Origin of the sequence: Bradyrhizobium sp. HKCCYLRH3061, from assembly GCF_051168015.1 — a bacterium.
GTDB lineage: Bacteria > Pseudomonadota > Alphaproteobacteria > Rhizobiales > Xanthobacteraceae > Bradyrhizobium.
Window position 1 is genome coordinate 1 of sequence record NZ_JBNPUE010000011.1, and the last position, 19,374, is coordinate 19,374.

The following is a 19,374-nucleotide window of genomic DNA, read 5'->3' on the forward strand; positions in this document are numbered from 1 at the left end:
ATCTTGCGCGATATCCCAAGGTCCCGAGCCACAGGCAGAACGCCTTCGCCTCGTTCGACACGCTTGATCGCCTTCAGCTTATAAGCCGTCGGAAACCGACGGGTCTTCCCTCTTGCTGCCACAGGTCATCCTCGGAATGCCTGTCACTGAGATTATCGTGTCTCACTTGAGGGGTGCAGTCCACGGGCGTCACGACAATCAGCATGGCAGTCCACGTCTGTCGCATTTGCGACAATGATCCACTTGATCGGGCGGTGCAGATCGCCCTCCCCGCTGGTCCGGAACTTGCGTGGGCCTGCCTGACGGCATCAATCAGCAGGCGATCCGATGGCTTTCACCGCAGTCTGTCCGACAACCGCCATGGCCGAAGGCGGCATGGGCCTGTACCAGGTCGGCAAGAAGAGCGTGCTGCTGCTCTGGCCCGCCGGCGGCGAGCTGAAGGCCTTTCGCGGCCGTTGCCCGCATGCCGACGTGCCGCTGACGGAGGCGACGTTCGACGGCAAGACGATCACCTGCCCGCTCCATCAATGGGGCTTCGACGGCGGCAGCGGCAAGTGCGTCACGCATCTGGTCCGCAACGCGCTGCACGCCTATCCCCTGCAGGTCGAAGGCGGCGAGATCCAGGTCGATGTCGGTCCGATCAAGCCGGCGCGTGCTCCGGCTTGATCGGCACATCGAAGACGAGAGCAACCGCGAGGCACTTCCCTGTCCGTGCTGCGAACGGACGCCATATCGACGAGTTCAGCAGCATGACGGGCGCCGCGGACTGGGTGATCTGGAATGGCTCGGTGGGGATCGTCGACACGGTCCGGCTCGGCGCCATTGTCGAAGGTGCAACGGGCCGGCTCGCGCAGCTCGCGCCGCCCTACGACGCCGTCGGGCCGTTCAGCTTCGACGAGCTGGAGACGCAGGGCCGGGTCGTGTTCGGTGCCTGCCTCGTCATGTCACAACGACGCTGGCGACAGGATCAGGATGCGTTGCGCATCGAGGCGCGGGCCGCGCGTCGCGCCCTGTGGGATCGGCTCGCACGCGACCGGAACGACGACGCCTTTCGCGCGGTCCTCGAGCTGCCCCTGCAGGGCACGCTGACGGCTACGCACATCAAGGATGCGTTCCGCCGGCTGGCCAAGACCGCACATCCTGACGCCGGCGGCAGCAATGACCTTTATCGGCGCATTTCCGAAGCGCGCGATGCGCTGCTGGCACAGTTGGGCTGAAGATCGCTGGCGATGAAGCGGCCGACAGCCACGAAATGGGCTGAGTGAGCCAAGAGCGGGATCCAAGCCGGCGCCCGCGCCGGCCGGACGCTTTCGTGCGACTGGCCGTCAGACGGACGTCGCGTTGCCGCAAGATGGGGCGCACGGGCCCGGTGGTGCGCGCGTGACGACGCGCAACTCCAGGCTATCCCGTGGCCATCAGCCGCTTCATGAACTGGTCGACCTCGCGACGCAGCGTCTCGACCTCGCCATGGACCCGCTCGGAGGCATTGTTGACTCGCGATGCGATCCGGCCGGTGTCGGCGGCAGCGCTGCTGATCGCGCCGACGTCTGACGCGACCCGTGCCGTGCCGGACGAGGCTTCCTGAACGTTGTGCGCGATGTTCTGCGTCGCCGCCGCCTGCTGGTCGACCGCGGCCGAGATGGTGGACGCGATCTCGTCGATCTCGGCGATCGTCCGCGCGATCGCCTCGACCGCCGCGACCGACGTCGAGGTCGAGTGCTGCATCTCGTTGACCTTGGCGCTGATCTCCTCGGTCGCCTTGGCGGTCTGGTCGGCGAGACTCTTGACCTCGGCCGCAACGACGGAAAAGCCGCGCCCGGCATCGCCGGCCCGCGCCGCCTCGATCGACGCATTCAGCGCCAGGAGGTTGGTCTGTTCAGCGATCTCGCTGATCAGCTTGACCACGTCACCGATCCGGACCGCCGCATCGGCAAGCTCGCGGATCTCGCCGCCGGCACGGTTGGCCTCACCGACCGCACGCCCCGCGCTTTCGGTGGAGCGTGAGACCTGCCGGCCGATTTCGGCGATCGAGGACGCGAGCTGATCCGCCGCGCCCGCCGCCGTCTGCACATTGGACGACGCGCGCCCCGAAGCCGCGATCACATCCTCGGTGCGGCGGCTGGTTTCCGTCGCGGCCGTCGCGACGTGGCCGGCGTCGGACTCGAGATCCCCCGCCGCGCCGACGAGGCTGACGACGATCTGATCGAGCTGCGTGCCGAACTGCCGTGCCAGACCCGCAATGTCGACCACCCGGCGGCCGAGGCCGTCGGTGCCCTGGTTGATGATCGCCGCCGAGCGGCGGAATGCGCCAGGCAGGCCCCGCACCATGATCTTGCGGAAATGCTTGCCGCGGCTGGCATAGTCCATCGACGCCGACGCCTCGCGCACGAAGGCGTCGGTGATGTCGAGCATGTCGTTGATCGATTTCTGCAACAGACCTATGTCGCCGTGCTGGCGCCGGCTCAGCAGCCGCGGCTCGAGATTGCCCTTGGCTGCGCTGTGACAGACCTTGGCCGCCTCCGCGATCACGGCAGATGCCACCCGCAGTTGCCACAAGCCAAGGCCGAGCAGCAGCGCAACAGCGATGAGCAGCGCTCCGCCTGCGGCGGGCGGGGTCGCGCCGGCGACGACGAGCCAGGCCAGCCCGCCGAGTGCCAGCAGCGCCGCGGCCGCGATCGCGATCTGGGCCTTAGAGAGAGAGCACGAACTCATCATATTCAACGCCTTGTTGTTTGATCGCCGCGACCATCAGGTCAAAGCTTGCGCGCAGGCCGTCCTTGGCATTGGCGTGGCGCGCCTCCTCGTCGCATAGCGTCTTGTAGATCGGCTTGAGGCGCTCGATCGGCCCACGCTCGGGTCTGCGGCGGTTGGAGTGGTAGCCGATGATCTCGCCCTGGTCGTCCAGCGTCGGCGTCACATGGGCGAGCACCCAATAATGGCTGCCGTCCTTGGCCAGGTTGACGACATAGGCGAAGATCTCGCGCTTGGCCTCCAGCGTGTCCCACAGCAGCTTGAAGACGCAGCGCGGCATCTCGGGGTGGCGGATCAGGCTGTGAGGCGCTCCCAGGAGCTCGTCATAGCTATACCTGGCCATGCGGATGAAGACGTCGTTGGCATAGGTGATGCGTCCCTTGCGGTCGGTCTTCGAGACGATCAGATCCTCTTCGCCGAGCATGTGCTCGATGCCGGTCGGTTTCACAATGTGGGCCATGGCTGGTCCTCCTTGCGGTCATCACGTTGCGGGGCGGACAGACGGGATGGCCTCGCACGTACGGCCGGTCCGGTCGACGCGCGGGCACAACCGGCGCCGCCCGGCGTGCGGCCAGGTGTCGCCAGGACCCCATCGGCCGGCTTTCGCCGGGCCCAGGAGAAGGCTGTCCGCCTCCCGGCCTCAATCTGACGTTAACTGTGAAACATCGCGTTAACTGGGAGCCCCCGCCAGAATACAGGTGGCGCCCGCGGCGGGGACGGGGCGCGCCGGCTCGATGGCCGGCGATCGGTGCGGACCGCTGGCCGGAGGATCGCGTCGGCCGTCGCCTTGTTGGAAGATGTGGCACAAGGACCAGGAGGTGCGTACGTGACGCCCCGCAACCTCATGAGACGCGCACGGGCCGGTCGGGGCGCTCATGCCCGACCGGCCCGGCGCCCCCTGCCTCAGAAGAAGCCGAGCTTCTTCGGGCTATAGCTGACCAGCATGTTCTTGGTCTGCTGGTAGTGGTCGAGCATCACCTTGTGGGTCTCGCGTCCGACGCCGGACTGCTTGTAGCCGCCGAATGCCGCATGCGCCGGGTAGGCGTGATAGCAGTTGGTCCAGACGCGCCCCGCCTGGATGTTGCGGCCGAAGCGGTAGCAGGTGTTGGCGTCGCGGCTCCACACGCCGGCACCCAGGCCGTAGAGCGTGTCGTTGGCGATCGCCAGCGCCTCGTCCTCGGTCTTGAAGGTCGTGACCGAGACCACGGGTCCGAAGATCTCCTCCTGGAACACGCGCATCTTGTTGTGCCCCTTGAACACCGTCGGCTTGACGTAGTAGCCGCCGGCGAGATCGCCGCCGAGCACATTGCGCTCGCCGCCGATCAGGAGCTGCGCGCCCTCCTGCTTGCCGATGTCGATGTAGGACAGGATCTTGGACATCTGCTCGGAGGAGGCCTGCGCGCCGATCATCGTCGCCGGATCGAGCGGGCTGCCCTGCACGATCGCCCCGACGCGCTGCAGCGCGCGCTCCATGAAGCGCTCGTAGATCGACTCGTGAATGAGCGCGCGGCTCGGGCAGGTGCAGACCTCGCCCTGGTTGAGCGCGAACATCACGAAGCCTTCGATCGCCTTGTCGAGAAAGTCGTCATCTTCGGCGCAGACGTCCTTGAAGAAGATGTTGGGCGACTTGCCGCCGAGCTCCAGCGTCACCGGGATCAGGTTCTGCGAGGCGTATTGCATGATCAGGCGCCCCGTCGAGGTCTCGCCGGTGAAGGCGATCTTGGCGATGCGGTTCGACGACGCCAGCGGCTTGCCGGCTTCGAGGCCGAAGCCGTTGACGACGTTGAGCACACCCGGCGGCAGCAGGTCGCCGACGATCTCCATCAGCACCAGGATCGAGGCCGGCGTCTGCTCGGCCGGCTTGAGCACGACGCAATTGCCGGCGGCGAGCGCCGGCGCGAGCTTCCACGCCGCCATCAGGATCGGGAAATTCCACGGAATGATCTGGCCGACGACACCGAGCGGCTCGTGGAAGTGATAGGCGATGGTGTCGTGGTCGATCTCGGCGATCGAGCCTTCCTGGGCGCGGATCACGCCGGCGAAATAACGGAAGTGATCGATGGCGAGCGGGATGTCGGCGGCGGTGGTCTCGCGGATCGGCTTGCCGTTGTCCCAGGTCTCGGCGAGCGCGAGCTTGTCGAGATTGGCCTCCATGCGGTCGGCGATCCTGTTGAGGACCATCGCGCGTTCGGTCACGCTGGTACGGGCCCAGCCGTCCTTGGCGGCATGCGCGGCGTCGAGCGCGGCCTCGATGTCGGACGCATCGGAGCGCGCGATCTGGCACACCGGCTGGCCGGTGATCGGCGAGATGTTGTCGAAATATTTGCCGGCGTTGGGGGCCTTCCAGGCGCCGCCGATGAAGTTGTCGTAACGCGCAGCGAAAGGCGGCTTGAGCGCCGCATTGACGTCAACCTTGGTCATCTCTCTCTCCCATTCACGCCGATGCACACGGCGTTGCAGGGAGGCTCGATCAAACCGGCACGACAGACCAGAGGCTGAAACGAGCGCGTCCGAACAAGTGTCGCAGTTCTGCGACATGTTGGCTGCGATTCGACAGTCGCGGCGCGTTCATCGCTCGAGCCCGAGCCGCTTCATCTTCCGGTGCAGGGTGGCGCGCGACATGTCGAGCTCCTTCGCCGCCTTCGAGACGTTGCCGCCGGCGCGCGCCAGCGCGCGCTTCAGCACGGCGCGCTCGGCGGCGTCGATGTCGTCGCCACCGGTGGTCGTGTCCTTGATCAGGTCGCCGGCCGGCACCGGGCGCGCCAGCGCGGACGGAGACAGGTTGAGCGCCCGCCGCGCCGCCCGTGTGGCACCGATGACGAGGTCGTTGCGATCGACCGCCAGCAGCGAGTTGATCTCGCGCTCGCTGTCCGGCGTCAGCACGATGCGGGCGTGTGGAAAGGCCTGGCGGAAATTCTCCGCCTCGATCAGCCGCGCGGCATCCGCGACGGTGGTCGCGATCAGCCGACTGAAGCCTTCGGTCAGATCGGCACGGCAGGAGGAGACGTCGAGCGCGGCCTTGAGCTGGCCATGCTCGTCGAAGATCGGCGCCGTGGTACAGAACAGGCGCGCGTTGCGCGACAGGTAGTGCTGGTCGCGGTCGATGGTCAGCGGCCGCTTCTCGACCAGGCAGGTGCCGATCGCGTTGGTGCCCTCGTGCCGCTCGCTCCACACCGCGCCGGTCCACAGGCCCCAGGATTCGAAGGTGGCGTCGTCGCCGCGCGCGCCGCGGCGCTCGAGCACGGTGCCCTCGGCATCGGCCAGCAGCACCGAGCAGCCGACGCCCCCGACCGCCAGGAACAGCCGGTCGAGGCTCGCTTGCGCGATCGCGAGCAGCCGCCCGAGCCGGGCGCGCGCATCAGCGATCTCGGCGGCCGTCAGCCGGGCCGGCAGCTTCGGGGTGGCAGGATCGAGCGCATGCAGATGGCCGGAGCGGCGCCATGACGCCGCGAGCGCCGAGACCGCCGGCGTGGTCTTGTCTGCTTTGCTGTCAGCTCTGTTTCCCGGCCTGTCGTCAGGCTTCGCATCGCCCTTGGCGAGGGCGTCGAGCACGCGATCCGAATGGGCATTCCCGGGCGAACGCCCCATGTCCGTCCTCCCGGCTCTCTCCCCCAGGCCCTGCGTTCCACGCGCAGCCCGACTTGGCGGCATATTGGAGCAAATACAGCACCGCTCCTTGACGCGCGTCAAGGAACGGTGATGAAGCCGGTCGCCACCAGAATACGCACGAAGATGGCCCTGCTGCGGTGCTCCCGACGTCCCCTGCTCTATCCAAGGCTGATGTCCGACACACTCAAGAGATGTATCAATTAATATTTGCTATCTTTACGTGAAAACCTTCGCCCCGCTAGTCTGACCATCGCCATTGCATCATCGGCGTCCGACCTTGCTTGATCGTGCACGTGGAGTGAGTTGAGACGCCCCTCGCGAATGCCCGTCCGCGTCCTCATTCGAGCCATCACACGATCCGTCGAATGAAAGGCCAAGGGCACCGTTGCCCGACCGAGCCTGCCACGAATGCCGCGACGAGGCCACGTCATGAAACACATCGCCCTGCTTGGATCTGCTGCCCTCCTCCTTCTCGCCTTTCCGTCCGAGGGCTGGTCGCGGAAGGGCCGGCTTCAATGCCAAACCGATCAGGTCCGCCGCCTCGTGGCGAACTGGGCGGAGGCGTTGAACAACTCCTCGTCAACGGATCCGGCGCCGGTTCTCAGGACCTATGCTCCCAAAGACGCGGTCCTGCTGCCAACCTGCGCCAACGGTCCCTTGACCAATGAAGCAGACATCAGGAAGTATTTCGTAGATTTCCTCAAGAAGAAGCCAAGAGTCACGGTCGATCCGAACAAGGCGGAGATCGGCGGCTGCGACTACACATTTGCAAACGGGCTCTACGAGTTCGCGCTGAACGGGCAGCCCACCCCGATCCTGCTACGCGCACGCTACACCTACATCTTTCACAACGGAAAGATCATGCAGCATCACTCTTCGGCGGAGCCGGATGTCGGGCCGGGCAACGTCTGTCCGCCGAAGAATTCCGGCTCATGACCAGGAGCACATGTCTACCGAAGTCCCCCGCATCGCCGCTGCCACCGCGGTGACCGGCGGCGAGCAGACGATCTGGACGACGCAGGGACGCGGCTCGTTCGACGGCAGCTCCCTTCGCATCGGCCATGACAGGTGCCGCAAGGCGGCCGCGGCCCCCGAGGGCACCAGGCGGTGCAAGGCGCTTCCCGGCGAAACAGGTCACCTGGACGAACGAGACCGCGTTGTCCGCGGTGTGCGCGACTTGTCACCGGACGGCGCACGACTGCACCGAGCGGTGTCCGGGGAAGCGCAGCGAGAGCGCCCCTCCTCCGTCGGTGAGGGCAGTCGCACCGGCACAGAGGCCCCGGATGACTACGGGGGTGTCGCAAGGCTGCGACACTCTCTCGCCCGAATGGGGCCGGAAGCCCCCGCACGAATCCAGTTTCTCAAAACGCGTTAATCCCCGTTGCGGATGGTTCCCGCACGCGCTTCGCACCGACGAACGTCATTGCCGGTCTCGCGAAGCAATATGAGAGGGAAACATGCGCCTATCCTTTGCGACAATACGCTCCATCCAGACCAAGATCGCCTTGATCGCCGGCTTCTGCCTCGCGCTCACCTGCGTCATCCTGATCGGCTACGGCCTGTTCTCGACGCAGAGCATGAACCAGTACGTCAACCACGAGGTCATGCAGCTGGTCGATCGCCAGACCAAGGAGAGCCTGATGAATCGGGCCTCCACCGAGGCCAACGTCATCAAGGCCGAGCTGGAGGTCGGGTTCGACGCGGCGCGCACGCTGGCGCAGTCCTTTGCGGTTCTGGCCGATGCCAAGACCGGGACCGCCGCGAGCGCACGCCGCGCGCAGCTCAACGCCGTGCTGCGGCGTGTCCTGGAGCTCAATCCCGCCTTCAACGGCACCTACTCGGCCTGGGAGCCCGATGCGCTCGACGGCAACGATAGCACCTTCAAGGCCAACAAGGAGATGGGCTCCGATCACACCGGCCGCTTTCTCCCTTACTGGACGCGAAGCGCCGGCGGCGCGATCGCCGTCCAGCCGCTGGTCGAGTACGACAGCAGCGAGCGCCATCAGAATGGCCTCGTGAAGGGCGCCTGGTACATCAACCCGAGCACCACCGGGAAGGAGAACATTCTCGGGCCGCTGCCCTACATCGTCCAGGGCAAGCCGGTGTTCCTGGCCACGATGTCGGTGCCCGTCATGATCGACGGCAAATTCCGCGGCGTTGCGGGCGCCGACTACAATCTGGACTTCGTGCAGAGGCTGGCGGTCAAGATCAACACCTCCCTGTTCGACGGCAAGGGCAAGGTCGTGATCCTGAACGACACCGGCCTCGTCGTCGCCGACAGCGCCAATCAGAACGTCATCGGCAGGCCCGCCGCCGAGGCCGACTCGCGCTGGACCGACAGCGCCGCCATCGTCCGCACCGGCAAGGGCACCGTCCTCGACGAGCCCAGCAATCCCAATGTCGACATCTACGCCCCGATCACATTCGGTCTCACCGACACGCCCTGGTCGGTCGTGATCTCGATCCCGCGCGACGTGGTACTCGCCTCGGCACGGCAGCTCGACGCCTCGCTCAGCGGCCGTTCGACCAGCAACACGCTGTGGCAGCTCGGGGTCGGAGCGGTGATCACGGCGCTTGCGATCTTCCTCATCTGGGTCGCGGCACGGGGCATTGCCCGTCCGATCCGGGATTGCGCCGTATTCGCCAATGGCATCGCCAAAGGCGACTTCAACCAGACCCTGACCATCGAGCAGGCGGATGAGGTCGGCGCCCTCGCCACCTCCCTGAAGGCGATGCAGGGCGACCTGAAGCAGAGCATCGCGCAGCGCGCCGAGGACCAGGCGGCCGCCGACGCCCAGCGGCGCCACGCGATGAACGCGATGGCGGATCAGTTCGAGGCGTCGGTCGGCGGCATCGTCGAAACCGTGTCGGCCGCCTCGGGCACGCTGGAGACGTCGGCCGGATCGTTGAGCGCGACCGCGGAGCGGGCGCAGTCGCTCGCGACCACGGTCGCTGTCGCCTCGGAACAAGCGTCGACCAACGTGCAGTCCGTGGCGTCCGCCACCGAGGAGATGGCCTCCTCGGTGACCGAGATCAGCCGCCAGGTGCAGCAATCCGCGCGCATGGCCAACGAAGCCGTGACGCAGGCACGCTCCACCACCGGACGGGTCGGCGAGCTCTCGAAGGCGGCGGCGCGCATCGGCGACGTCGTCGAGCTCATCAACAGCATCGCCGGCCAGACCAACCTGCTCGCCCTCAACGCCACCATCGAGGCGGCGCGGGCGGGCGATGCCGGACGCGGCTTCGCCGTGGTCGCCACCGAGGTCAAGGCGCTCGCCGAGCAGACCGCGAAGGCGACCGGGGACATCGGCCAGCAGATCGCGGGCATCCAGACCGCCACTCAGGAGTCCGTCGGCGCGATCCGCGAGATCAGCGAGACCATCGAAAGGCTGTCGGAGATCTCGGCCACCATCGCCGCCGCCGTCGAGCAACAGGGCGCGGCGACGCAGGAGATCTCGCGCAACGTCCAGCAGGCGGCCCAGGGCACGCAGCAGGTCTCGTCGAACATCACCGACGTGCAGCGCGGCGCCAGCAACACCGGGACCGCGTCATCCGAGGTGCTGTCCGCGGCCAAGCTGCTGTCGCGCGACAGCGGCCGACTGAGGGAGGAGGTCGGCAAGTTCCTGACCTCGGTGCGCGCCAGCTGAACGCCGGCCGACAAAAGCGAAAAGGCCGCCTGGACGATCCAGGCGGCCTTTATCGTGTTGGATGCGATGCGTCCGCCACTGATCTCAGCGGCCGCCGCGCGACAGCATCTCGAAGCGGTAGTTGACGCCGATCATCGCCGTGTGGAGCTGGGTCTTCTGGCTGACGACGTTCGGCCCGCCGGTGATCGCGGCGGCGCCCGGCAGCGTGCCGGTCACCGTGCCGAAATCGGCGTAATCATACTCGGCGAAGGCCGACCAGTTGCGCGCGAACATCCACTCGACGCCGGCGCCGACCGTCCAGCCGCTGCGGTTGAACGCCACGCTGGCGGACTGTCCGGTGGCGGTGTTGACGACCGAAACATTGGTCCGTGTCCACGCCGCGCCACCGCGCACATAGGCCAGGATCTCAGGCGTCACGAGATAGCCTGCACGCACCGTGGCGGTGTAGAGGTTGCTGGTTCGCGTGTTCATCGTCAGCGCCGGTCCGAGCTGGCTCGACGCGTTGATGATGCCGAGATCGGCCATCGCCTGGATGCCGACGACGAAGCGGTCCATCTGGTAGTCGCAACCGAGCTGCAGGCCGCCGACGACGTCGCTGCCATTGCTGGAGATGGCGGTCGGAATCTGCACGGCCGCGACGGGCAGCGGCGCCACGTTGCCGCCGCCGGCCACCGGCGGCGGATTCTGCGCCGGCGGATTGCCATTGTTGCCCTGTGGCGGCGGGTTCGGCTGACCGCCGCCATTGTTCGGCGGCGGATTCTTCGGCGGCCAGGGCTTGTCCGGATGATGCGGCCATCCGCCATGATGGTAGTTGCCGCCCTGCTGCTGCCAATGATCCTTGTCGGGCTGCTTGTCGCCATAGCCGCCCTTGCCGTCGTCATTGTCGTGCGGCTTGCCGCCCCAGCCGTAGCCGCCATGCTTGTCGTCGTTCCGGTCGTCCGGCTTCATCCAGGCGTAGCTGTCACGCTCGCTCTTCATCGGCTGCTTCGACCAGCCGAAGCCAAGCGGCTTGTCGGTGCCGTCGTCCTTCTTTCCACCCCATCCGGAAGCCGGCTTGTCGTGATCGTCCTGCCGATCACGGTGCAGCCAAGCCGATCGGTCGGAGTAGCCGCTCGAATGCAGCTGCGACCAGCCGCTCGACTTGCCATGGTCGTCGTCGTGAGGCTTGTCGAACCAGCCGCTGCCATATTTGACGTCGTTGTAGTTGTCGTCCTTGTTCTTGGATGGAGCCGACGGCCAGGAAGACTTGTTGTCGCCGCCTTTCGATCCAACCTGTGGCCAATGATGACCACCGTCGTGATCGGGCTTGTAGGACGGCTTGTCGTTCGGCCAGCCGTGATCCTTGTCGCCATGATACTGCTTGCCGGGCTGCCACCAGCCCTTGTCGTTGCGCTCGCAGATCGGAGGCTTGCCCGGCGGCTTATGCGGCGGCGGCTTCCATCCGCCGTTGTTCCCGCCGGGGTTGTTCGGCGGCGGCGAGTTCGGCGCGGGGTTTGCAACCACAGGCGGCTTGACCACCGGCGGGTTGTTTGCGTTGCCGACCGGCTGCTGCACGGGCTGAACCGGCGCGGCGGCGGCATTGGCGACCTGGCTCCACGTCTGCTGCTGACGCGACCAGGCCATCCCGGCGTTCGCGCCGGCATGGCAGCCACTCCACCTGTAGGCGAAGACGTCGGGCGGCGGGAGCGGGGGAGGCAAGGCGAGATCAGTCGCCCAGACCGATGTCGTACTTCCTGCGAAAGTAGATAGGCAAAGGCATACGCCAAATACGCGACGCATCGAACTCACAACTCCTGAACACGTGCCGCAACAAACGGCGGCCGCATCAGGAGGGTGAGATTGTGTCGCGAACTGAATTGAAAAATGTCATTCGGAAGGAATGCAGATCGCGACGCCGACGCGATCGAAATTCGGCTTTGACTGTTGCACGCAAGATGCAGGATTCTGGCAAAATGAAGCAGCGCGCGACACGATTGCGACAAACGGCGCGAGACGCGATGCCGCAGCGGCTCATGAGTTCGTAGTAGACGAACGTCCGCACCGAACTCACAGCAAGCGCAGAGCGCGCTCGGCGGCATGCGTCCTGATCGCGCGCACCTCGCGATCGTCGGCCTTCACATCAACCACACGCTCCGATTGCACTACAGCGAAGAGGGCGGTACTTGGTCTGTGCGGTCGCCTTCGCCGTCGACGCGCCGACGCTCGGCTATCCATGCGCGTCGACAAGTCCTGCCCTTGGTTTCGCCGCTATTGCGCAGCCAGCGCGACGTCATCGATCAGAAGAGAAAGCGGCAAAGGCCGCCGCAATCGCACCGAATGGGGCGGACCTTCGTCGACGTCGCGGCAATTCATCGGAGCAGCGCGCCGCGAAACATCCATGATTGCGGCCGGATGTGGCGCGGCGGCGCGCGGCCGATTTCGTGTCATGCCATCGGCATCACGGATTGCGCCGCGAGAACGAGATGGCATAGGCGCCGTTGCGGATGTCGATCATCGGATCGTCGGAGGCCTCGATGCCGTCGGTGAGCTGGCCCGGCAGGAACAGCAGCTTCTTCTGCGCCGCGTCACTGTCTTCGACCGCCTTGTCGATCGTCAGCACGCCGAGCTCGACCAGCTTGCGATCGTCAGGCCACGGCTTTGCCGGATCCCTGGTGTCGTCGCCGGCCGCGGCGAGCTGCGCCTTGAAGCGGAACGTCACCGGCCCATGCTTCAGCCGCGCCGGCAGCTCGGCCATCAGGAAGTCCGGCGCGCGTTTCGCCGCGTCCTCCTTGTCGATATGCACGACCTTCTCCGGCAGCATCTGCCAGCGCACCGCCTGCTTCTCGCCGGCCTTGTTGACGAGGACGAAGGCGTTGACGCCGAAATAGGCCTCGTCGGCAAGACTGTCCGGCGTCGCGATGGTGCCGAGCGCCGCCGGCACCGAGGGATGGCTGGCGATGAACTGCTCGAGCCTGGTCGGCTTGGCCGCACTCGGTCCGGAGTCCGCGATCGCCAGGAACAAATCGCGTAACTCCGCCCCCGTCGAGACAGGGAAGAATTTCAGCGAGTTGATCACGAGGTCCATGTCGCTGCCGTCGGCGAGATGAAACTTCACCGCCATGCCGTGCGGATTGGCGTCGCCGGAGCCGTCCGGCAGGTTCGGCACGCCAGTGGAGTCCGAGAACCGCACCGTGACCGGAACCTCGCCGCCGCTGAACAGCGACGCCTTGCTCAAGGTCGCCGCCTCGGCCGACGGCTTGAACTTGCCCTCGACGACGACGCCCTTGGCGTGATTGGCGCGAAAGCCGGCGTGCACGCCGAACACCTTGTTCATCGCATTGACGAGCTGCTCCTCGACCGGCGGCTCCTGCGCGAGGGCAGCGGCCGGCAACGCGAGGGCAATCCCGGCCAGCGCGGCAACGAGTGTGCGTGTCGTCATGAGCGGCGTCCTCCTTGTATGAGGGATGCAGCATAGCAGCATGAATTGACGCGCGAGCGACTTTCGAGCGCGGCCGATGGGCGCCCCTCACCGCATGATCCACCTTGCCGTCTGACAGGAGCCATTACGCCCCGTCACCCGCTCCTTGCGGCGAGATGGCGAATGTCTCTATTGTAGTCGCGCGTGTCCGGTCTGCCTCCCTCCGCGGTGCGGATCGGGGGATCGTGCCCCCTCCGACCCTGACGCCGGACGGCGCGCCCACGACGGAGTTTCGACTGTGTCCGCACCGGAAAGCTTCCCCATCGACAGGATCCACGTCCCCGACAAGAAGCGCAAGGCGCTGAGGCAGGACGCGGTCGACGCGCTGGCCGAAAGCATTTTGGAGGCCGGCCAGCGCGAGCCGATCCTCGTCCGCCGCGACAAGGACCATTTTGTCCTGGTCGAAGGTCTGCACCGCCTCGAAGCCTGCAAGGCCCTTGGCGAAAGCGCCATCATGGGTCTGCTGATCTCCGCCGAGGAAGCCCGCCAGCGCGAGCTGCCACCGCCGCCGGTCGATCCGGAGCGCGAGAAGATGGAGCGGCTGCGCAAGCTGCGGCTGGAGAAGGAGGAAGCGGAGAAGCTCGCAACGGCCCCGAGAGGCGTCTCGGGCGCCCATGCCGCGACGCGCCCGCGCGGGCCGACCGAGACGACGAACCGGAGCAACAGGACTGCCACCGCGAAGCCATCGCGCCCCGGACAAGGATCGTCGCCCCGGACCTTGTCGGATTGGATCAAGCAACAAGAGCGCAGCGGCGGGCGATACTGACGGTTTCAACGCGCGAGTGCCCCCCGGCCTCGGTCTGATTGAGCGGCAGTCCGTCTGGCGGATCAGCGCAGCGTGATCCGCCGCCTCGCGTCGCAGTTCAGCACAGTCACGTCCATCCCCGCACATGCGCGCAGCAGCGCTGGACCCCGGCCCGCGCAGGGGCAGTTTGACGCGCCTCTCGCGGCGATCCGTGGGGAACGCGCCCCGTGGCCATACGTTGCCGACACTCGCGGGAACGAAATCCGCAAAGCCGGCGCGGCGTTGCCGTGCAGCCAAGCCGACCCGCGTCCTTCAACCGGCACAACCCAGCCTCGACAATGAATTGGAGCCCCTGATGCGAGCAACCATCGTTGCACTCTCCGCCATCCTTCTCGTCAGCTCCGTCGGAGCCTCGGCGGCGCCGATGGCCGCCGCGGCAGATGAGGGCGAAGCGGCTGCTTCTCCGATGCGCCTTGCGCAGCGGGATCACGGCAACGGAGACGGTCGCTGGGAGCACGAGCAAAGACGTCACGGCTATCGCGGCCACGACGGACGGCGTCACGGTCCTCCTGCCGGCTGGCACCGCTATCGCTTCCGCCCGCACGACCATCACCGCCGGGGCTGCATGCAGATCGGACCGGCCTGGTTCTGCCCGTAGGCGCCGCGTGTCCGTCCCGCACGTTGCTCCGCGGAGGACAGTGCTGGACGGGCTAGGCAACTCCGATCACGCCCGTCCGACTCAGCGCGATGCGACGGGCGCGGCAAGCACTGCGAGCATGCCAATGGCAGCGACGTTGGCCGCCACGTCCCTCCGTTGCAGCCGCCTTCGGCTGAAATAGCCTATTCTCGGAGCTGTCGCCGCGTTCGCGGCGCAAATGGCGCGGCCGACTGGACGGCGGCGAGGTCGCGATCGCCGGCAGGCGCATCTTCATCCCTCCGCCCGCCCCGCCGTTAGCACGTCTTTAGGCGATGTCCGCCTTCATCAGGTCGCGCAGCGCTTTCGGTATCGGCTGCGCCCTGCCGCCGCTGATGAACGCGACTCTCACGTCGGCCTTGACGAGCACCTCCTCGCCGCGCCTGACCTCCTGCGCCAGCGTGATCGACGCCCCCTTCACCGCCACGGGCCAGGTGACGACGTCGAGCACGTCGTCCATACGGGCCGGCCGCAGGAAGTCGAGCGTCATCGAGCGCACCACGAAGGCGAAACCCGGGGCTTCGCTTGCCGCCTCCGCGAACAGCGCGTGCTGCTCGGCGCCCATCAGCCTCAGGTGATTGGTACGGCCGCGCTCCATGAAACGAAGGTAGTTGGCGTGGTAGACGATGCCTGAGAAATCCGTGTCCTCGTAGTAGACGCGGACCTGCATGTGGTGACGGCCGTCGCGGATCTCGCCGTCGAGATGATGATGGGTCAAGGGACGCCCTCGATAGCCGGACATGGCGATCGTTTCGCCCAGTTCAACGGCCAGCGCAAGAGCAGGCCGGCGAGAGCAGCCTAGGACGTCACCTCGACGGGTTCCCTGCCGACAGTGACCAGCACGATTTCCGGCGGCATGCCGATCCGGACTGGCATGATGCTGCAGCCGAGGCCGCCGGAAACGATCACGTCGCATTGGGTGCGGATGTGGCCGTAGGCCAGATTGACACCATTGCGCGCGGGCACGGCCGGCGACCAGCCGAGCAGGCGGATCTGGCCGCCATGCGTATGCCCCGACAGTTGCAGCGCCACCCGCGGCGGCACGCGGAGCGCGACGTCGGGCTCGTGCGCCAGCAGAATGACCGGGGCGCTGTCCGTCACCTTGCGCAGCGTGCCTGCGAGATCATCGATGCCGATCCGTGGCATCGGCCGAAAGCGGCGCGCCGGCATGTAGGCCAACTGATCGCCGAGGCCGGCAAGCCAGAAGGCATGGCCGTTCTTGGCGAGGCGCACGACGTCGTTCTCGTAGACGGGAATGCCGGCGGCCTCGAGCGCCTTCTGGGCATAGGGCGCGCCGCGGCCGTCGCGCTGCACGGTTCGATCATCCCAATAATCATGATTGCCCAGGATGGCGTGCACGCCCAACGGCGCCTTCAGGCCGCCGAGCACCGGCGCCCAGGCGGCGGCATCGATGTGTCCGATGTGATGACGATGACCGGCGACGTAGTCGCCGAGCAGGACGATCAGATCCGGCTGCAGCGCATTGGCACGCTGGACGATCCCGTCGATATGCACCAGCGACATCCACGGATCGCAGGCATGGATATCGGCGATCGCTGCGATCTTCAGTCTCAGCCCAGCGGGCCAGTTGTGCGGATGGATGTGATAGTCGGTGACGCCGAGACGGAGCGGCTCGACGCCGACGCCATAGGTCGCAGTCGAAAAACCGGTCGCGGCAAGACCGCCTGAGAATGACAGAAAGCGACGGCGTGACAGCATCGATAAACTCCTCGCAGCGGCTCCCTTCTCCCTGATCATTGCAACCGATTTCGGGTGCGTCTGTGCAGATTGTCAGCAGTTTCGTTAATCATCGTCCTCATTGCCGAACAGGCCGAACTGGCTGGGATCGCGGTTCGGCTCGGCCAGGCCGAGATGCTTGAACGCGTGCGTGGTCAGCAGCCGGCCGCGCGGCGTGCGCTGCAGATAGCCGCATTGGATCAGATAGGGCTCGATGATGTCCTCGATCGCGTCGCGCGGCTCCGACAGCGCCGCCGCCATGGTCTCGACGCCGACCGGGCCGCCGCCGTAGTTCAGCGCGATGGTCGAGAGATAGCGCCGGTCCATCGCGTCCAGCCCGGCGGCATCGACCTCCAGCGCGCTCAGCGCGTGATCGGCGATGGCGCGATCGATCGCGTCCGCGTTTGCCGCCGAGGCGAAGTCACGCACACGGCGCAGCAGCCGGCCGGCGATGCGCGGGGTGCCGCGGGCGCGCCGCGCGATCTCGTTGGCGCCGTCCGCGGTCATGCCGACTCCGAGCACGCGGGCACCGCGCGTGACGATGCCTTCGAGCTCCTCGACGGTGTAGAAGTTCAGGCGGATCGGGATGCCGAAGCGGTCACGCAACGGATTGGTCAGCAGGCCCGCGCGGGTGGTGGCGCCGACCAGGGTGAACTTCGACAGATCGATCTTCACCGACCGCGCGGCCGGTCCCTCGCCGATGATGAGGTCGAGCTGGAAGTCCTCCATCGCGGGATAGAGCACCTCCTCGACCGCCGGGCTGAGACGATGGATCTCGTCGATGAACAGCACGTCGCGCTCTTCGAGATTGGTCAGCAGCGCCGCGAGATCGCCGGCCTTGGCGATGACCGGACCCGAGGTAGCGCGGAAGCCGACACCTAGCTCGCGCGCCACGATCTGCGCCAAGGTCGTCTTGCCGAGGCCGGGCGGGCCGACGAACAGCACATGGTCGAGCGCCTCGCCGCGCTTGCGCGCCGCCTCGATGAAGATCGACAGATTGGCGCGCGCCTGCTGCTGGCCGACGAACTCCGACAGCTGCTGCGGACGCAGCGCGGTGTCGCCGACATCATCGGAGCGCCGCTCCGGACTGACCATGCGCGCAGGCGGCTTCATTCGTTGCCGCGCCTGTACTTGTTCGGCAGCAGCTCGCCGATGGTCACCGCCGCAGGCCCCTTGCCGTTCGACGGCACGATGACGCGCGCCTTGGCATCATAGTCGTGGATCAGCTCGCGGCAGGTGCCGCAGGGCGAGACCACGGCGACCTCGCCGGGCTCGCCGGGCTTGGGATGGCGCACCGCGACGATGGTCTCGATGCCGTGGTCGCCGTACTCCGTGATGGCGCGGCCGATCGCGATGGCCTCGGCGCAGACGGCGTTGCGGCCGAGATAGGCATCGATGTTGACGCCCGTGATGATGCGGCCGTCGCGCGTGCGCATGGCTGCGCCGACCTCCTGCCAATCGTTGCGATAGCGGCTCTTCACCGCTGATGCGGCCGCCTCGATCAGCTCCTTGTCCTTCTTGCTCACCATGGTGAAGATCGTTGTCCTTCTGCTCGCCCGGTGCGGCGACCTACTTCGCCAGCTCCTTGAGGCCGAGGCGGATGAGTTGGGCGGTCTCGGCCTTGTCGCCGGCCGTACGCGAGGCGGCGGCGATGGCGGCGGCCGCCTGCGGCTGGCCGTAGCCGAGATTGATGAGCGCCGAAATCGCGTCCGCAATCGGCTGCGGCGCGCGGGACTCCTCGATCGCGCCGGACAGCCGGACCACGCCGGGATCGACATCGGCGAACGCCGGCGCCTTGTCCTTCAGCTCGGTCACGATGCGCTCGGCGACCTTCGGACCGACGCCCGGCGTGCGCGCCACCGCGGCCTTGTCGCGCAGCGCAATGGCGTTGGCGAGATCGGCCGGCGGCAGAGTGCCGAGGACGGCGAGCGCGACCTTGGCGCCGACGCCCTGCACGGTCTGCAAAAGGCGAAACCATTCCCGTTCGACATCCGAGCGAAAACCGAACAGCTTGATCTGGTCCTCGCGCACATAGGTCTCGATCGACAATGTGGCGGCTTCACCGGGCGACGGCAAGGCCTGCAAGGTGCGCGCCGAGCAGTGCACCTGGTAGCCGACGCCGCCGACATCGAGGATGACGAAGTCCTCGGCATAGGAGTCGATCAGCCCCTTCAGCTTGCCGATCATAGCCCGGCCACCTTCATGCGCAGCGCCTGGCCCTGGCGGTGATGGGCATGGGTGATCGCGATGGCCAGCGCGTCCGCCGCGTCGGCCGACGGCGGCTCGGCCTTCGGCAGCAGGATCTTCAGCATCACCGCGATCTGGCCCTTGTCGGCGTGCCCGGCGCCGACCACGGTCTTCTTGACCTGGTTGGGGGCGTATTCGGCGACCGAAATTCCGAACATCGCTGGCGCCAGCATCGCGATGCCGCGAGCCTGGCCGAGCTTCAGGGTGGCGACGCCGTCCTTGTTGACGAAGGTCTGCTCGACCGCGGCCTCCAGCGGCTGGAAGTCATTCAGGACCTTGGCGAGACCCTCGTGGATGGCGAGAAGTCTGTTCGCCAGCGGCAGGTCGTCCGGCGGCTCGACCGAGCCGCAGCCGACATAGATCAGGCGGTTGCCCTCGCTCTCGATCACGCCCCAGCCGGTGCGGCGGAGGCCAGGATCGATCCCGATGATGCGGACGGCTGCGCGAATCGGCTGGGCTTTCATGGGTTCAGAGATAGCCTTGCGCC

The 19,374-nt window shown here is 66.8% G+C and carries 19 protein-coding genes; 6 read left to right on the forward strand and 13 right to left on the reverse strand.

Going from position 1 to position 19,374, the window contains the following annotated elements:
* Positions 1 to 122 (reverse strand): transposase (locus ACQR2C_RS18500; RefSeq protein WP_434881886.1); only part of this gene is annotated, 122 nt, incomplete at its 3' end.
* Between the two features lie 205 nt (positions 123 to 327).
* Here ACQR2C_RS18500 and ACQR2C_RS18505 point away from each other — a divergent pair.
* Together ACQR2C_RS18505 and ACQR2C_RS18510 are read left to right on the forward strand one after the other, a co-directional pair.
* Positions 328 to 666 carry a Rieske 2Fe-2S domain-containing protein gene (locus tag ACQR2C_RS18505; RefSeq protein WP_434881800.1) on the forward strand — a complete coding sequence of 113 codons (339 nt, stop codon included), beginning with the start codon at positions 328 to 330 and terminating at the stop codon, positions 664 to 666.
* An 83-nt stretch (positions 667 to 749) separates the two neighbouring features.
* Positions 750 to 1,217 (forward strand): J domain-containing protein, encoded by a 468-nt coding sequence (locus ACQR2C_RS18510; RefSeq protein WP_434838620.1) that lies wholly within the window; start codon positions 750 to 752, stop codon positions 1,215 to 1,217.
* A gap of 184 nt (positions 1,218 to 1,401) precedes the next feature.
* Here the strand turns inward: ACQR2C_RS18510 and ACQR2C_RS18515 are convergent, their stop codons facing one another.
* From ACQR2C_RS18515 to ACQR2C_RS18530, 4 genes are all read right to left on the reverse strand, one after another.
* Positions 1,402 to 2,712 (reverse strand): methyl-accepting chemotaxis protein, encoded by a 1,311-nt coding sequence (locus ACQR2C_RS18515; RefSeq protein ID WP_315804846.1) that lies wholly within the window; start codon positions 2,710 to 2,712, stop codon positions 1,402 to 1,404.
* Positions 2,690 to 3,211, reverse strand: coding sequence for a PAS domain-containing protein (locus tag ACQR2C_RS18520; protein ID WP_434881801.1), 522 nt, complete (start codon positions 3,209 to 3,211; stop codon positions 2,690 to 2,692). The genes ACQR2C_RS18515 and ACQR2C_RS18520 overlap by 23 nt, the downstream gene beginning before the upstream one ends.
* Positions 3,212 to 3,654: 443 nt before the next feature.
* Positions 3,655 to 5,172, reverse strand: coding sequence for an aldehyde dehydrogenase (gene adh / locus ACQR2C_RS18525; RefSeq protein WP_315804808.1), 1,518 nt, complete (start codon positions 5,170 to 5,172; stop codon positions 3,655 to 3,657).
* A gap of 147 nt (positions 5,173 to 5,319) precedes the next feature.
* Positions 5,320 to 6,339 carry a helix-turn-helix domain-containing protein gene (locus tag ACQR2C_RS18530; protein WP_434881802.1) on the reverse strand — a complete coding sequence of 340 codons (1,020 nt, stop codon included), beginning with the start codon at positions 6,337 to 6,339 and terminating at the stop codon, positions 5,320 to 5,322.
* A gap of 450 nt (positions 6,340 to 6,789) precedes the next feature.
* Here ACQR2C_RS18530 and ACQR2C_RS18535 point away from each other — a divergent pair, with 450 nt between their 5' ends.
* Both ACQR2C_RS18535 and ACQR2C_RS18540 read left to right on the forward strand, forming a co-directional pair.
* Positions 6,790 to 7,296 (forward strand): hypothetical protein, encoded by a 507-nt coding sequence (locus tag ACQR2C_RS18535; RefSeq protein WP_434881803.1) that lies wholly within the window; start codon positions 6,790 to 6,792, stop codon positions 7,294 to 7,296.
* Positions 7,297 to 7,817: 521 nt separating this feature from the next.
* The gene (locus tag ACQR2C_RS18540; protein ID WP_315804806.1) at positions 7,818 to 10,007 is read left to right on the forward strand and encodes a methyl-accepting chemotaxis protein; all 2,190 of its coding nucleotides are present in this window, start codon (positions 7,818 to 7,820) and stop codon (positions 10,005 to 10,007) included.
* A gap of 84 nt (positions 10,008 to 10,091) precedes the next feature.
* Here ACQR2C_RS18540 and ACQR2C_RS18545 read toward each other — a convergent pair whose 3' ends face one another.
* Both ACQR2C_RS18545 and ACQR2C_RS18550 read right to left on the reverse strand, forming a co-directional pair.
* A complete protein-coding gene (locus ACQR2C_RS18545; protein ID WP_315804805.1) occupies positions 10,092 to 11,630 on the reverse strand; it encodes an outer membrane protein in 1,539 nt (512 codons plus the stop codon).
* Between the two features lie 814 nt (positions 11,631 to 12,444).
* Positions 12,445 to 13,425: a catalase family peroxidase gene (locus ACQR2C_RS18550; protein ID WP_315804804.1), complete on the reverse strand. Its 981-nt coding sequence runs from the start codon at positions 13,423 to 13,425 to the stop codon at positions 12,445 to 12,447.
* A 277-nt stretch (positions 13,426 to 13,702) separates the two neighbouring features.
* On the opposite strand from ACQR2C_RS18550, the gene ACQR2C_RS18555 reads away from it, so the two are divergent.
* Complete coding sequence (locus tag ACQR2C_RS18555) at positions 13,703 to 14,230, forward strand: ParB N-terminal domain-containing protein (protein ID WP_315804803.1); 528 nt, start codon at positions 13,703 to 13,705, stop codon at positions 14,228 to 14,230.
* 334 nt (positions 14,231 to 14,564) lie between these two features.
* Entirely contained in the window at positions 14,565 to 14,867 is a 303-nt protein-coding gene (locus tag ACQR2C_RS18560) for a hypothetical protein (protein WP_315804802.1), read from the forward strand.
* Positions 14,868 to 15,171: 304 nt separating this feature from the next.
* Here ACQR2C_RS18560 and ybgC read toward each other — a convergent pair whose 3' ends face one another.
* From ybgC to ruvC, 6 genes are all read right to left on the reverse strand, one after another.
* A complete protein-coding gene (ybgC, locus tag ACQR2C_RS18565; RefSeq protein ID WP_315804801.1) occupies positions 15,172 to 15,645 on the reverse strand; it encodes a tol-pal system-associated acyl-CoA thioesterase in 474 nt (157 codons plus the stop codon).
* Between the two features lie 56 nt (positions 15,646 to 15,701).
* Positions 15,702 to 16,622, reverse strand: coding sequence for a metallophosphoesterase (locus tag ACQR2C_RS18570; RefSeq protein WP_315804800.1), 921 nt, complete (start codon positions 16,620 to 16,622; stop codon positions 15,702 to 15,704).
* Between the two features lie 84 nt (positions 16,623 to 16,706).
* Entirely contained in the window at positions 16,707 to 17,753 is a 1,047-nt protein-coding gene (gene ruvB, locus ACQR2C_RS18575; protein ID WP_315804799.1) for a Holliday junction branch migration DNA helicase RuvB, read from the reverse strand.
* On the reverse strand, positions 17,750 to 18,169 hold the full coding sequence (locus ACQR2C_RS18580) for a cytidine deaminase (protein WP_315804798.1): 420 nt from the start codon (positions 18,167 to 18,169) through the stop codon (positions 17,750 to 17,752). Before ACQR2C_RS18580 ends, ruvB begins: the two co-directional genes overlap by 4 nt.
* Positions 18,170 to 18,209: 40 nt before the next feature.
* Positions 18,210 to 18,827, reverse strand: coding sequence for a Holliday junction branch migration protein RuvA (gene ruvA / locus ACQR2C_RS18585; RefSeq protein WP_315804797.1), 618 nt, complete (start codon positions 18,825 to 18,827; stop codon positions 18,210 to 18,212).
* Positions 18,824 to 19,351 carry a crossover junction endodeoxyribonuclease RuvC gene (gene ruvC, locus ACQR2C_RS18590; protein WP_012046730.1) on the reverse strand — a complete coding sequence of 176 codons (528 nt, stop codon included), beginning with the start codon at positions 19,349 to 19,351 and terminating at the stop codon, positions 18,824 to 18,826. Before ruvC ends, ruvA begins: the two co-directional genes overlap by 4 nt.
* Positions 19,352 to 19,374: the final 23 nt, after the last annotated feature.

Excerpts from the sequence above, each read along its gene's own strand:
- ACQR2C_RS18505 (WP_434881800.1), top strand. The coding sequence starts at position 328 with ATGGCTTTCACCGCAGTCTGTCCGACAACCGCCATGGCCGAAGGCGGC.
- ACQR2C_RS18510 (WP_434838620.1), top strand. The coding sequence starts at position 750 with ATGACGGGCGCCGCGGACTGGGTGATCTGGAATGGCTCGGTGGGGATC.
- ACQR2C_RS18515 (WP_315804846.1), bottom strand. The coding sequence starts at position 2,712 with ATGAGTTCGTGCTCTCTCTCTAAGGCCCAGATCGCGATCGCGGCCGCG.
- ACQR2C_RS18520 (WP_434881801.1), bottom strand. The coding sequence starts at position 3,211 with ATGGCCCACATTGTGAAACCGACCGGCATCGAGCACATGCTCGGCGAA.
- adh (WP_315804808.1), bottom strand. The coding sequence starts at position 5,172 with ATGACCAAGGTTGACGTCAATGCGGCGCTCAAGCCGCCTTTCGCTGCG.
- ACQR2C_RS18530 (WP_434881802.1), bottom strand. The coding sequence starts at position 6,339 with ATGGGGCGTTCGCCCGGGAATGCCCATTCGGATCGCGTGCTCGACGCC.
- ACQR2C_RS18535 (WP_434881803.1), top strand. The coding sequence starts at position 6,790 with ATGAAACACATCGCCCTGCTTGGATCTGCTGCCCTCCTCCTTCTCGCC.
- ACQR2C_RS18540 (WP_315804806.1), top strand. The coding sequence starts at position 7,818 with ATGCGCCTATCCTTTGCGACAATACGCTCCATCCAGACCAAGATCGCC.
- ACQR2C_RS18545 (WP_315804805.1), bottom strand. The coding sequence starts at position 11,630 with ATGGCCTGGTCGCGTCAGCAGCAGACGTGGAGCCAGGTCGCCAATGCC.
- ACQR2C_RS18550 (WP_315804804.1), bottom strand. The coding sequence starts at position 13,425 with ATGACGACACGCACACTCGTTGCCGCGCTGGCCGGGATTGCCCTCGCG.
- ACQR2C_RS18560 (WP_315804802.1), top strand. The coding sequence starts at position 14,565 with ATGCGAGCAACCATCGTTGCACTCTCCGCCATCCTTCTCGTCAGCTCC.
- ybgC (WP_315804801.1), bottom strand. The coding sequence starts at position 15,645 with ATGTCCGGCTATCGAGGGCGTCCCTTGACCCATCATCATCTCGACGGC.
- ACQR2C_RS18570 (WP_315804800.1), bottom strand. The coding sequence starts at position 16,622 with ATGCTGTCACGCCGTCGCTTTCTGTCATTCTCAGGCGGTCTTGCCGCG.
- ruvB (WP_315804799.1), bottom strand. The coding sequence starts at position 17,753 with ATGAAGCCGCCTGCGCGCATGGTCAGTCCGGAGCGGCGCTCCGATGAT.
- ACQR2C_RS18580 (WP_315804798.1), bottom strand. The coding sequence starts at position 18,169 with ATGGTGAGCAAGAAGGACAAGGAGCTGATCGAGGCGGCCGCATCAGCG.
- ruvA (WP_315804797.1), bottom strand. The coding sequence starts at position 18,827 with ATGATCGGCAAGCTGAAGGGGCTGATCGACTCCTATGCCGAGGACTTC.
- ruvC (WP_012046730.1), bottom strand. The coding sequence starts at position 19,351 with ATGAAAGCCCAGCCGATTCGCGCAGCCGTCCGCATCATCGGGATCGAT.